General features: G+C 45.9%; 10 protein-coding genes. 5 read left to right on the top strand and 5 right to left on the bottom strand.

Annotation, left to right across the window (positions count from 1 at the left end; translation table 11 throughout):
• Nucleotides 1-95: 95 nt before the first annotated feature.
• From J3998_RS09625 to J3998_RS09640, 4 genes are all read left to right on the top strand, one after another.
• Nucleotides 96-1,673: a SulP family inorganic anion transporter gene (locus J3998_RS09625; protein WP_208150448.1), complete on the top strand. Its 1,578-nt coding sequence runs from the start codon at nt 96-98 to the stop codon at nt 1,671-1,673.
• A gap of 529 nt (nt 1,674-2,202) precedes the next feature.
• Complete coding sequence (locus J3998_RS09630; RefSeq protein WP_208150449.1) at nt 2,203-3,255, top strand: efflux RND transporter periplasmic adaptor subunit; 1,053 nt, start codon at nt 2,203-2,205, stop codon at nt 3,253-3,255.
• A gap of 3 nt (nt 3,256-3,258) precedes the next feature.
• Entirely contained in the window at nt 3,259-6,321 is a 3,063-nt protein-coding gene (locus tag J3998_RS09635; protein WP_208150450.1) for an efflux RND transporter permease subunit, read from the top strand.
• A gap of 9 nt (nt 6,322-6,330) precedes the next feature.
• The gene (locus J3998_RS09640; RefSeq protein ID WP_208150451.1) at nt 6,331-6,606 is read left to right on the top strand and encodes a (2Fe-2S)-binding protein; all 276 of its coding nucleotides are present in this window, start codon (nt 6,331-6,333) and stop codon (nt 6,604-6,606) included.
• Between the two features lie 262 nt (nt 6,607-6,868).
• Here the strand turns inward: J3998_RS09640 and J3998_RS09645 are convergent, their stop codons facing one another.
• The 5 genes from J3998_RS09645 to J3998_RS09665 are packed head-to-tail and all read right to left on the bottom strand — an operon-like array spanning nt 6,869 to nt 11,594.
• Nucleotides 6,869-7,582 (bottom strand): metal-dependent transcriptional regulator, encoded by a 714-nt coding sequence (locus J3998_RS09645; RefSeq protein WP_208150452.1) that lies wholly within the window; start codon nt 7,580-7,582, stop codon nt 6,869-6,871.
• Between the two features lie 5 nt (nt 7,583-7,587).
• Nucleotides 7,588-8,511: a metal ABC transporter permease gene (locus tag J3998_RS09650; RefSeq protein WP_208150453.1), complete on the bottom strand. Its 924-nt coding sequence runs from the start codon at nt 8,509-8,511 to the stop codon at nt 7,588-7,590.
• Complete coding sequence (locus tag J3998_RS09655) at nt 8,508-9,875, bottom strand: metal ABC transporter permease (RefSeq protein ID WP_243750693.1); 1,368 nt, start codon at nt 9,873-9,875, stop codon at nt 8,508-8,510. The genes J3998_RS09650 and J3998_RS09655 overlap by 4 nt, the downstream gene beginning before the upstream one ends.
• Before the next feature lie 14 nt (nt 9,876-9,889).
• Nucleotides 9,890-10,675 (bottom strand): metal ABC transporter ATP-binding protein, encoded by a 786-nt coding sequence (locus J3998_RS09660; protein WP_208150454.1) that lies wholly within the window; start codon nt 10,673-10,675, stop codon nt 9,890-9,892.
• Nucleotides 10,668-11,594 (bottom strand): metal ABC transporter solute-binding protein, Zn/Mn family, encoded by a 927-nt coding sequence (locus tag J3998_RS09665; protein WP_208150455.1) that lies wholly within the window; start codon nt 11,592-11,594, stop codon nt 10,668-10,670. The genes J3998_RS09660 and J3998_RS09665 overlap by 8 nt, the downstream gene beginning before the upstream one ends.
• A 202-nt stretch (nt 11,595-11,796) precedes the next feature.
• Between J3998_RS09665 and J3998_RS09670 the strand changes: the two genes are divergently transcribed.
• On the top strand, nt 11,797-12,582 hold the full coding sequence (locus J3998_RS09670; protein ID WP_208150456.1) for a transporter: 786 nt from the start codon (nt 11,797-11,799) through the stop codon (nt 12,580-12,582).
• Nucleotides 12,583-12,727: the final 145 nt, after the last annotated feature.

Below are 12,727 nucleotides of genomic sequence, written 5' to 3' on the forward strand. Positions count from 1 at the left end.
ACAAAGCTTTCCTAAGTTTTTGATTGTCCGGTAATTCTAGCGGCTTTTTGTTAGAATTTGCGCCAGTTTTCGCTTTAAAGAAATTAGGAGTCGATATGAATCCAAGTCAGCCGTTTGATTGGCGAACTTATAAAAATGACACCTTGTCGGGCATCACGGTTGCCTTGGCGTTGGTGCCGGAAGCTGTGGCTTTCGCTTTTGTTGCCGGTGTTCACCCGCTGGTTGGTCTGTATGCCGCGATTATCGTCGGTATGATTACTGCCGTGTTTGGCGGTCGTCCGGGGATGATTACTGCTGCGGCCGGTTCGCTGGCCGTGGTGATGATGCATTTGGTTATGGAGCATAGTGCAGCTTATCTATTCTTGGCAGTCATTATGATGGGAGCCTTCCAGATTATTATCGGCATAATGAAATGGGGACGTTTTATCCGCATGGTGCCGAGTTCGGTGATGCTCGGTTTTGTGAACGGTCTGGCATTGATTATCCTTGTCGCGCAGTTCACGCAGTTTAAGGATACCGACGGTGAATGGCTAAGCGGCAATGCAATGAATATGATGGTTGCCATTATTGCGGTGACTTTGGCAATTATTTATCTGCTGCCTAAACTGACTAAGGCGGTTCCATCGGCCTTGGCGGCAATCGTCTTGGTTTCGATTGCGGTCGTGATGTTCGATATCAATGCGGTGACGGTCGGAGATCGTGCGGCGGTTTCCGGTACGCTTGAATCATTAATCTACGGTGACGGTCAAGAGGGCGGTTTCCAAGGTCTAAGCTGGTTTACCACTTTACCGGAAGGTTTTTGGTCGCTTGAAACTTTATGGATTGTGTTGCCTTATGCGATTATTCTGACGATTATTGGTTCGACCGAATCGCTCTTAACGATGACGTTAATTGATGACATTACTGAAACCCGTGGTAAAGCCAATAAAGAGTGTATCGCGCTTGGTTCGGCAAACTGTGTTGCCGGTTCTTTTGGGACTATGGGTGGTTGTGCCTTGATTGGTCAATCGATGATTAATGTTAAGTCTGGCGGTACTGGTCGTTGGTCTGGAATTTCGGCGGCTTTAGGCCTCTTGATTATCGTGCTGATTGCCGCGCCATTTATTGAAATGGTGCCAATTGGTGCGCTAGTAGGTCTGATGTTCTTCGTGGTCATCGCGACTTTCAACTGGTCGAGCCTACAGATTATGCGCGGTATGACCAAAGCGGATGCGTTTGTGGTGGTCGTGGTAACTGTTTTGACGGTGATGTTTGACTTGGCAGTAGCGGTTATTGCCGGTGTCATCATTGCAGCGCTGGTGTTCGCATGGCAGCATGCGCAACGCATTATGGTTCTTTCTTCGGAAGAATCTGTCGATGGAAAACTCATCAAAACCTACAAGCTGCAAGGGCCTTTGTTCTTTGCATCAGCGAAAAATTTTATTGACAGTTTTGATCCGAAAAATGATCCAGATTGTGTGCATATCGACTTTATGCATTCGCGTGTCTACGATCATACCGGTGTCGAAGCGGTTGAGAGTTTAACGCAGAAATACAAAGCGGCTGGCAAGAAATTAACTCTGAAACACCTTAGCCCAGAGTGTCAGACGTTATTGCACAATGCGCGTGATTTGATTGAAGTGAATGTGTCGGAAGATCCGCACTATCACGTTTCAATGAGCGGCAAAAAATAATTTTCTGTGTGAATTCTTTCACCAACGGTGTTGTAACTCGTTTGTGTAGCATGCTTAGACCACACTCGTTACGCCTTGTTGGATAAAAGAATTCACTTTGAAAATGCTCTGACTTTTCGATTGGCTTACCAGCGTTGTTAGCACTCGCTCGTGTAGCATGCCTACACGTCACTCTTGCTGTCTAGCTGGATAAGCAAATCGCTTTGTCAGATTGCTATGATTTTTAACTTGTAAAGTGTAACGACACGGCACAGTTCACTGCCTAGCTGGACAAGTCAATGAGTTTGTCAGTGACTTTTCTCTCAACTTTGTTTGGCGCTCTTTTGTGTAGCATGCCTACACGTCGCTTTTGCTACTTAGCAGGGACTGACAATTCGTTTTGTCTTATTGTAGATAAGAGATAATAAATGGAACCTCGTTGATTTGTTGAGTCAGCGGGGTTTTTTATTATCCAAAGTCATTGCTAAGCTGAGGATAACTGCTTATTCTGATAGTTTTTAAACGTTTCGCGATAACGGAATATTTTGTGATGAAACACGCTTTTACGATTTCGATTGGTTTGCTGTTATTACTGATTGTGTGGATGGCATTAGGTTATCAATCAGCCCCTGAATTAATGCAACAAAAAGAGGAAGAGGTTGCTGAGGTCAGTGTCGAAACGCGTCAGTCTAATGCTCAGTCTGTAATCAGCTCAATCAAGGCGTACGGCGATTTATTGCCTTTACGCGAAACTCAGGTTCTGGCTGAAACCTATGGCAAAGTTGAATCCTTGATCAAGCTCGAAGGTGATAGAGTCGAGCAGGAGCAACTATTACTGAAGTTATCGCTTGAAGATCGCGGCGTAAAGTTAAAGCGTGCGCAGGCGAAAACCCTAGAAGCGAAAAATCGTTATCAAGCGACTAAAAACCTGAAAACCAAAGGCTTTAGTGCCCAACAACAAATTGATGAACTATTGGCAGCCTATGAAGCGGCAAAAGCCGAAGAGCAGATTCTGCGGCAGGAAATTGCCCAACTCACTGTGCATGCGCCTTTCTCCGGTGTGATTGCCGAGCAGTTAGTGGAAGTCGGTGATTATATTTTTAAAGGCAATCCTTTATTTGAACTCATTGATACACAATCGATGGTTGCCAAAGTTTCGGTTGCGCAGACCGACTATCCTTTTTTGAAAGCCGGTAATCCGGCACAAGTCCTTTTAGCGACCGGCGAACAACTGACCGGAAAAATCCGTTTTATAGCTCCAAAAGCAGACGAGAATACTAAAACTTTCAAGGTCGAAATTCTTTTGCAAGGCACCGAAAACCTGCCGAGCGGCATCTCCGTAACCGCGCAGATTCCTAAGGCCCAAGAACAGGCGCATTTTATCTCCTCAGCGTTACTGACGCTTGACGATCGTGGCGTAATAGGGGTTAAAACCGTTGATGCTGAAAGCCGAGTGCAATTTTATCCGGTGCAGATAGTACAAGCTGCGCAGAAGGGAATCTATGTCAGCGGATTGCCGCAACAGGTACAGTTGATTGTTACCGGTCAAGGCTTTGTGCAAACCGGTCAGAAAGTCATCGTCGCCGAAAAGCAGGAGCACTAATTCATGCAGATGATTGATGCGGCCTTTAGTCGAAGTCGGGTAGTGGTGCTCGGTTTTTTGATGTTGATTATCGCTGGCGCTATGGCTTATTTTTCAATTGCTAAAGAGTCTTCTCCGGATGTGCCGATTCCGATGTTTTATGTATCGATGGTGCATGATGGCATCTCGCCGGAAGATGCTGAACGTTTGTTGATTAAACCGATGGAAAAAGAGCTGCAATCCCTAGAAGGATTAAAAGAGATGAAGTCGGTCGCCGCAGAGAATTACGGTTCGATTTTATTGGAATTTTCCGCTGGTGCCGATATTGACCAAGCCTTGTTGGATGTACGTGAAAAAGTCGATTTAGCTAAAAATAACCTACCGCCGGATACGCTGGAACCGACCGTCAATGAAATCAATGTCGCGTTGTTTCCGGTTATCTCTATTTCCCTTTCGGGCGCCATTCCCGAGCGTGAACTGGTGCGTCTAGCGCAGAACCTCAAAGATGAGCTAGAAACACTGAGTGGCGTTTTGGAAGTCAAAATCGGCGGTGATCGCGAAGAGATGATGGAAGTTATTATCGAGCCGGAAACCTTGGAAACTTACCATCTATCGTTTGATGAAGTGGTGTCGTTTTTAAATCGTAATAATCAGTTGGTGCCGGCTGGTGCCATGGATACCGGCGCGGGACGTATGGTGTTTAAAGTGCCGGGTGTAATTGAGAATATCGCCGATGTTTTGGAGTTACCGATTAAGACCCATCAAGGAACGGTGGTCACTTTTAAGGATTTAGCTCAGGTGCGTCGAACCTATAAAGACCCGGAAGGGTTTGCGCGCGTGGATGGCGAGCCGGCGTTGGTGCTGGAAGTGACCAAGCGGGTTGGCGCCAATATTATTGCCACGATTGATGAAGTTAAACAGACGGTGGCGCAGCAACAGCAAAACTGGCCGAAAGTGGTATCGGTTAATTTTATGCAGGACCAGTCGAAAAGTATCAAGGATTTGCTCGGCGACCTGCAGAACAATGTCGTGACGGCGATTATCTTAGTGATGTTGGTAATTATCGCCGCCTTGGGCGTCAAACCGGCGGTACTGGTTGGTCTTGCGATTCCTGGTGCATTTCTTAGCGGCATTCTCGCTCTGCAATGGATGGATTACACCTTAAATATCATCGTGCTTTTTAGTTTGATTCTCTCGGTCGGTATGTTGGTCGATGGGGCGATTGTCACGGTCGAATTGGCACAACGAAAAATGGCGCAAGGAATGCAGCCAAATGAGGCTTATGCGTATGGTGCTAAGCGGATGGCATGGCCGATTATCGCCTCTACAGCGACCACATTAAGTGTATTTTTGCCGCTGATTTTCTGGCCGGGCGTGGTGGGTGAGTTTATGAAATTCTTGCCGATTACCGTCATTCTCACCTTATTGGCATCGCTGTTTATGGCGTTGGTCTTTATTCCGGTTCTCGGTGCGACGCTTTCTAAAAATAGCGCTGCTAATAATCAAGAGATAACGATCTCGGAACAAAACGGTATCTGGACAGAGCGTTATATTGGTTTATTAACGCCTTTATTGGCGCACCCGCGTAAAGTTTTGTTGACTGCTTTACTCTGTATGGTTGCCGCTTATGTGTCTTATGCACAGTTCGGTAAAGGCATGGAGTTTTTTCCAGAAGTTGAGCCGGATTTTATTCAGGTGCAGGTGCAAGCACGTGGAGATTTGTCGGTGTATGAAAAAGACGAGTTGGTTAAAAAGGTCGAGGCTGCGGTATTGGATATTCCGGTCTATAAAACGCTGTATTCAAAAACCTACAGCGATGCCAGCCAACTACAGAATGTGCCGGTTGATTTAGTGGGAACCATTCAGCTTGAATTGCTCGATTGGCAGTTACGTCCCTCTGCGGAAGAGGTGATTCAAACCATTCGAGAACGTTTAGCTATTATGCCGGGCATCTTGGCGCAAGTGCGCCAGCAAGAGAATGGCCCTTCTTCCGGTAAGCCGATTCAGGTCGAGCTAGCCGGTAGTGATTATGCTGAAATTCAAAGCGGAATTGCCGAAATTCGCCAGAGGATGAATCAAATTGGCGGTTTTGTCGATATTGAAGATTCGCGTCCCATTGTGGGGATTGAGTGGAATTTAAAGGTTAATCGTGAACAGGCGGCGCGTTATCAGGTCGATATTACGACATTGGGCAATACCGTACAGATGCTGACTTCCGGTCTTAAAATCGCCTCTTACCAACCGGATGATTCCGAGGAAGAGTTGGATATTCGGCTGCGTTTTCCCGAATCGGAGCGCAATTTGGAACAGATGATGAATCTTAAAGTGCCGACCGCTTATGGCCCGGTTCCCTTGTCGAATTTTGCGGAATTCCAGCCGCAGCAGAAAACCACAAAATTGGATCGAGTAAACGGGAGCCGAGTAATGAGTGTACAAGCCGATGTTATGCCGGGGATACAAGTTGATCAACAACTTAATATTCTAAAGAAATCCTTACAAGACAACCCATTAAAAGCACTTGTTAAAGTACATTATAAAGGTCAGGATGAAGACCAACGCGAGGCGGGAGCTTTCTTGACCAAGGCGTTTGTGGCAGCGATTTTTTTAATGATTTTGATTCTATTGACGCAGTTTAATAGCTTCTATCAAGCTGGCGTCATTTTGACCTCGATTGTGTTTTCTACGGCCGGCGTTTTACTCGGTTTATTAGTCACTCAAAATCCTTTTGGGGTAGTCATGGTCGGTATCGGTATTATCGCCTTGGCCGGTATTGTCGTGAACAATAATATTGTGCTGATAGACACTTATAACCAATATCGAAATGAAGGCGTTGAGCAAATTGCTGCTATTCAGCGCACCTTATCGCAACGTTTGCGACCGGTTCTGCTGACCACCATTACCACTATTCTCGGTTTGATGCCGATGGTTTTAGCTTTGAATATCGATATTATCGGACAAAATATCACGGTTGGCGCGCCGTCTTCGCAATGGTGGGTGCAGTTATCGAGTGCGATTGTTGGCGGTTTGACCTTTTCAACGTTACTAACTTTAATTGTCACGCCTTGTTTATTGGCGTGGAAAAAGTAACGGTAAATTATGAATATGCATCTTTGCCAAAAAAACTATGTGCAACTTTTGATTGAAGAAAACCCATTGATTTGTACTTGTCATCACCGTTATCTGAATGAAATTCTAGCAGTCTTACCCCATCATACTAATGAAGACAGTGAGGCGACGGTTAAATTGGTTCAGCAATTGACCGGTGCCTCGACCGGTTGCGGCAGCTGTCTAGCGAAAGTGGAAGGGATAGTGCAGTGCTATCAAGCTAAGCCGGAGATATTTACTAAGGATGAGTCAGTAACAACAAAATGACGGTGCTGAATTTGGTCATTGCGAGGGCTTTAGCCCGTGGCAATCTAGAGAGGCAGAGTGGTGTTATTGCGAAAGCTTTAAAAGATTACTTCGTCGCTCCGCTCCTCGTAATGACGGGGTAGGATTTTGTCATTGCACGGGGTTTGCATTGACGTCGCTGGATTTGGTCGTCACATGGACTTTGCAATGGCGGCGCTGGATTTTGTCATTTCTAGGGCTTAGGCCTTTAGCCCGAGGCAATCTCCCAAGGCAGAGCGATTGCTTAGTGATTAATGCTATCTGTGTTATCTTCGACAAACAGCGCCAATGCCATACGGTAATCAAGCGCATGAAAGTGTTGGTCATCGACTTCGATTAATAGCGGGCCGTTAAACGGCGCTTGGTTTTTAATCACAATCTTGGCACCGATATGCATGCCGATAGAAGCCAGATAGCGCAGCTCTTCCGGTGACCGGTTTTTGATTCGTTCCAGCATGACCGGAGTGTCCAATTTAACTTCAGCCAGCGAGGTTAGGTTTTTACGTTCGATGGTACCGTCGATATTGGGAATTGGCGAGCCGTGCGGATCGTGTGTTGGTTGCCCTAAATCGTTCCACATTCTTTCTACTAGTTTATCAGACAGGAAATGTTCCAGCGTTTCGGCTTCTTCATCAACTTCATCCCAAGAATAGCCAAGCCTTTCCACTAGATAGCTTTCTAAAACACGGTGATTGCGAATCATTTTCATGGCAATACTTCGGCCGGAGTCATTTAAGGTCACACCATAGTAAGGTTCATATTGGATATAACCTTCATCCGCCAATTTTTTCAGCATATTGGTGACCGATGCTTGTGAAATCGACATACGCTCTGCCAATTCTTTAGTTTGCACGCCCTTGTCGGTCGGTTCCGGTTTTTCCAGTTTATAAATCGCTTTTAAATAATCTTCCCAAGCGCGGGATGGTGCGTTTTTGGTTGAGTTTTTACGTGTACGCATCTTAATCAAGCCTGCTCAGTATTAAGTTGTTGTAGGTAGTGGCGTTTCTGTTGAACTTTACGGATTTGCATAATGAGTAAGGTAACTATCATCAACAGTCCGGCACTGACCGCGATCGAAGCCGCGATTGAGCTATTTAGCCAGTAAGAAAGGGCGTAGCCAATCCAAACCGAGAGTTGCGAGTAGAGCACAGCCAACCATAACATTGACTTCAAAGATTTAGCCAGTAGATAGGCGCTTGCCGCTGGGATAATCAGTAACGCGACCACCAGAATCGCACCAACCGCATCGAAAGAAGCGACCGTCGTCATCGACACCAACGTCATTAAAAAGTAATGCCAGAATGGAATACTGATGCCGAGCGATAGTGCTAGACTTGGGTGGAATGTCACGGTTTTTAGACGTTCAAAGCCAAGCGTAATACTGATCAACACGATTAGGAATACGATAAGAATTAGCCAGAATGCGCGCGGACCTATGTCTGTCCCGGTTTCCATATCGCCCCAAATAATAGTATCGAATGGCACAAAAGCGATTTCACCGTACAGCACGCACTCTTGGTCTAAATCGATTTGTCCGGTATACAGCGACACTAAAATCACGCCGATGGAAAATAATAGAGTGAAAACGATGCCGATACTGGCATCGCTTTGCAGGCGACTGACTTTATGTAGGCTTTCCGAGAGCCAAGCGGTGATTAAGCCGATAGTAACCGCGCCTAATAGCATTACCCAAAGTGAATTGCTGCCGGAAATCAGGTAGGCGAGGACAATCCCGAGCAATACTGAATGCGAAATCGCGTCGCCCATGAGTGCTTGGCGCCGCAGAATCAGAAAGACGCCGACCATTGCACAGGAGGCGGCAACCAAACTGGCGGTCGCCAGAATCCAGATATCGAGTAGCCAATCGGCAAGATCGAAGGAACTCATTTGTTTTTTGTCTCCCGTAAGTTTTGCGACGGCAGTTTTGGAATCGGGGCTCCATGTGGATCAAGTTGCTCCATTAATTCCGCGACAATCTGTTCTTCTTGTTCTTTATTGAGAATATGCTCGATTCGCTCTGCTTGTTGGTGCACCTGTTCGGAATTTAAGTCGGCATGCTGGCTTAGATAGCTTTCCCATAAGCGATGGCGGCGAGTGAGTTTTATTGCTTTCAACAACCCTTCTTCACTGAGTGAATAGCCATTGGATTTTTCGGAGATTAAATGCTTCTTAATCAATCTTTGTATACTGCGGGTTAAATCCGCGGTACTGACTGAGCGTAAGGCGGTAATTTCTGCCAAGGTGAAGTGATTGCGTTGGAAGTGCTCACGTTCCAAAAGTTTGTATAGGGTGCGTAGAATGTTTTCCTGTACGACACGTTGTTTTAATTGGCGATAGTCCAGATAGCGTTTTAACAGCCCTTGTTGCGGAGCAAAGATAAAACTAATAAAAAACAGAATCGACAAGCTGACCACAATCCAAGGGCCGGTTGGCATGGCCGGAGCAACATAAGAGATTTGTGCGCCCAGCGAGGCACTGATGGCTCCAAACAGAGCCGCTAAAATTAATAACGTACTAAGTTGATGACTCCAGAAACGCGCTGCGGCAATCGGCGTCAGCAGAATTGCTGCCATTAGCACCACGCCGACTAACTGTAAACCGACCACGACTGAAAGCACAATCATGATTGCCAGTAACACTTCATAGAATTTGACATGCACGCCCAGTGTTTTCGCATACAGTCGGTTAAATGAAATAAGACGAAACTTGTCAAAAAATACCAATACAGTCAGCAATACAATGCTGGTGACCCAAATCAGTAATTGAATGTCGTCTTCGGTAATCGCTGCCGCTTGCCCGAACAGCAGTTTATCCAGTCCGCTTTTATTGGCCATTTCCGAGGTTTGGATATAAGACAGTAACATCAAGCCTAAGGCGAAGAAAAACGACAAGGTAATTGCTAGGGCGGCATCCGGTTTGATTTTGGTGTTTTTCGGCAGCCAATCAATAATCCAAAAGCCAAGCAAGCTTGAAAGTAAAGCGCCGAAAAAAATTACTTCGGCATCACGGCTGCCGCTCAGTAAAAACGCCATCATTACCCCGGGCAAAGCGGCATGCGCCAAAGCATCACCAAGTAGCGAGCGTTTACGCAAAAAGGCAAAAGCCCCGATTACCGAAGCGCTCATGCCCAGCAACAGACTACCGATCAGTACCCAAGTGGCGTTAATGTCTTCAAATGACCAAAACACCGCGAGGTGATGCCACGCTTGTTGCATAAAGCCAATTTCGGGATAGGGTTCAAAACCATTCATCTTCTCGGCCTGCCTTAATCGCTATCGTGCGCATTATCGAGGCGGCTACGATACATCTGTTCGGTCAAATCGTTTAACAACGATAAGCGGCCGCCATAGGTTTTGTTGAGGTTGTCTTGGGTCAAGACTTCATCGGTCGGACCGGCGGCAATCAAACGTGAATTAATCAACACCACATAGTCGTAATATTCGCTGACGGTATTTAGGTCATGGTGAACGCAGACCACGGTATTGCCTTTCGCTTTGAGTTGTTTAAAGAGTTCGATAATGGCTTTTTCGGTGGCGACATCGACACCGGCGAAAGGTTCGTCCATCAGATATAAGCTGGCTTGTTGCGCCAAGGCACGAGCCAGAAAAACGCGTTGTTGTTGACCACCGGAAAGTTGCGAAATCTGGCGTTCGCGGAAATCCCACATCTGTAAATCTTTCAGCGCTTGTTCAGCGATTTCTCGGTCAGATTGACTTGGGCGTTGCCAGAATTTCAATTGACCGTGACGCCCCATTAACACCACATCCATGACATCAATCGGGAAGTCCCAGTCGATTTCCTCGCGTTGCGGTACATAAGCCGTGGTTAGCCGCTTTTCTGCTAAAGGTTTGCCGTAAAACAGCGCGTTGCCTTGAATCACCGGCGTTAGTCCCATAATGCCTTTTAATAATGAAGATTTACCGGCACCGTTCGGGCCGATAATGGCGACAGTTTTGCCGGCCGGTACGCTAAAACTGACATCAGTCAGCACCGGTTTATGGTGATAACGGATCGAGAGCTGTTCAACTTGTAACGGAATTTGATTACTCATGAGCCTGTCCTAAAAGACCTTTACGAATGGTTTCGACATTGTGTTTAACCATGCCGAGATAGGTTTCAGCATTAGAACCTTGCGCCCCCATGGCATCGGAATATAACTCACCGCCGACCACGAGTTTTTTGCCTTCGGCTTGCACGCCCTTAACCAAAGATTCAATGAATTTTGGGGAGACACTGCTTTCCACAAAGACCGCCTGAATACCGCGCGATACGATCGTGTCTTTCAGTTGTTTGATGTCTTGCAAACCGAATTCTCCGGCGGTACTGATGCCTTGCAAGCCCATCACTTCTAAACCGTAAGCTTTGCCGAAATAGCCGAAGGCGTCGTGAGCGGTAATTAACACTCGGTTTTGTTCCGGTACTTTCGCCATCTCACTTTTGACCCAAGCGTTCAAGTCGGTCAGTTTTTGCAGGTAGGCTTGTAAGTTGTTTTGATAAAAAACGGCATTTTTTGAGTCTTTTTGCGCCAACGACTGCGCTACTTTTTTGGCGGCTTCTTGCCAGAGCGAAACGTCAAACCAGATGTGTGGATCATGCAGCTTGTCGTAGGCGATTAAGCGATTTTCTGGAATCGATTCCGAGACAGCAATGACAGTTTTTTTGCGTGCAATCTTGTCGAAAATTGGTTGTAACTTACCTTCCAAATGCAGACCGTTATAAAAAATAATGTCGGCACGGCTTAGCTTACGAATATCGCCTTGTGTTGCCTTATATAAGTGTGGATCAACGCCAACCCCCATTAATGCCTGAACGTCTGCTTTATCTTGTGCAATGTTTTCTACCAAGTCAGCAATCATGCCGGTTGTCGCGGTGACTTTGAGTTGTGCCAGTGCCGTAGAGGTTCCTAATGTTAGGTAAAGTGCACTGAGCAGTAACGAAAGTCGTTTGAGTAATTGGTTTGGTTTATGCATTACTAGAAAATTCCTTAAGACCGGATAAAAATAAAGTTAGTCTTGGCTAAAGTTTTTCCAAATATAGCAAGATGTTGGCACTGTTTCAACTGAAAACACAGTGTCGTTTAATAAAAAAATATCATTGCATTAAAAGTTTTTGTTTATTAGTCTAATAAATAAGTTAACCAAGGCTAATTTTAATTAATTGCAAGGAAATACGATGCAACCCCTTTTGACTTATCTACCTTTTGGCTTACTGAGTGTTTGCCTATCCAGCGCCAGTAATGCGGGTGAATTGCGCCCGTTAGCCGCAGACCGACCCGATGCGACTGAAAGCCCGCAGACTGTGGATAAAGGACATTGGCAAATCGAAACCTCGATTTTAGGTTTTGCACAAGATAAGCGAAATGGCATGACGTCACGCCGTTATGAGGTATTCAATACCAATTTGAAATATGGATTAACCGATTCGATGGATATTCACTTTGTGATGACTCCCTATGTAAAACAAGAAATTGAGCAAGCTGGCGTAACGAATTCTGTAAGCAGTTACAGTGACTTAGAAGTCCGCTCGAAGATTAATCTTTGGGGCAATGATGGAGGCGCAAGTGCTATGGCGCTCTTGCCATATATCAAATTACCGGCTGGTGATTTTTCTAACGATAAAACTGAAGCTGGGATGATTGTGACCTATGGCACTGAATTATCCGGTTTTGGCGTAGGCGTACAGGCACAGTTGGATTATGTGCATGATGAGACAGAAAACGAAATGACGTTTGCCGGTAGCTACACTGCCGTTCTTGGCTACGATATTGCGGAAAAGTTAGGCGGTTATATTGAATACATTGGAGAATACGATGTTGATGCCAATTATATTCCTTATGCAAGTTTTGGCCTCACCTACCAAGCAGATAAGAATCTGCAATGGGATGTGGGTTCAAAGCAAGCATTCACTGATGATGGACAAGACTTTGAAGTTTTCTTTGGTTTCACTCAGCGCTATTAAGGAAGCGCAGAATAAGTCCCCATTGACTTCAGCGAGGTGTTTGAAGCAGACAATTCTAGGCAGGTTTCGCAAAGCATAGCCATCGCTATGGTTAAGAAGCCTAACAACGAAGTGACGCTTCCAAACCTCGCCCGTAGGGGCTTTG

This window comes from Thiomicrorhabdus marina (assembly GCF_017571465.1).
Classification (GTDB): domain Bacteria; phylum Pseudomonadota; class Gammaproteobacteria; order Thiomicrospirales; family Thiomicrospiraceae; genus Thiomicrorhabdus; species Thiomicrorhabdus marina.

Excerpts from the sequence above, each read along its gene's own strand:
- J3998_RS09625 (WP_208150448.1), top strand. The coding sequence starts at position 96 with ATGAATCCAAGTCAGCCGTTTGATTGGCGAACTTATAAAAATGACACC.
- J3998_RS09630 (WP_208150449.1), top strand. The coding sequence starts at position 2,203 with ATGAAACACGCTTTTACGATTTCGATTGGTTTGCTGTTATTACTGATT.
- J3998_RS09635 (WP_208150450.1), top strand. The coding sequence starts at position 3,259 with ATGCAGATGATTGATGCGGCCTTTAGTCGAAGTCGGGTAGTGGTGCTC.
- J3998_RS09640 (WP_208150451.1), top strand. The coding sequence starts at position 6,331 with ATGAATATGCATCTTTGCCAAAAAAACTATGTGCAACTTTTGATTGAA.
- J3998_RS09645 (WP_208150452.1), bottom strand. The coding sequence starts at position 7,582 with ATGCGTACACGTAAAAACTCAACCAAAAACGCACCATCCCGCGCTTGG.
- J3998_RS09650 (WP_208150453.1), bottom strand. The coding sequence starts at position 8,511 with ATGAGTTCCTTCGATCTTGCCGATTGGCTACTCGATATCTGGATTCTG.
- J3998_RS09655 (WP_243750693.1), bottom strand. The coding sequence starts at position 9,875 with ATGAATGGTTTTGAACCCTATCCCGAAATTGGCTTTATGCAACAAGCG.
- J3998_RS09660 (WP_208150454.1), bottom strand. The coding sequence starts at position 10,675 with ATGAGTAATCAAATTCCGTTACAAGTTGAACAGCTCTCGATCCGTTAT.
- J3998_RS09665 (WP_208150455.1), bottom strand. The coding sequence starts at position 11,594 with ATGCATAAACCAAACCAATTACTCAAACGACTTTCGTTACTGCTCAGT.
- J3998_RS09670 (WP_208150456.1), top strand. The coding sequence starts at position 11,797 with ATGCAACCCCTTTTGACTTATCTACCTTTTGGCTTACTGAGTGTTTGC.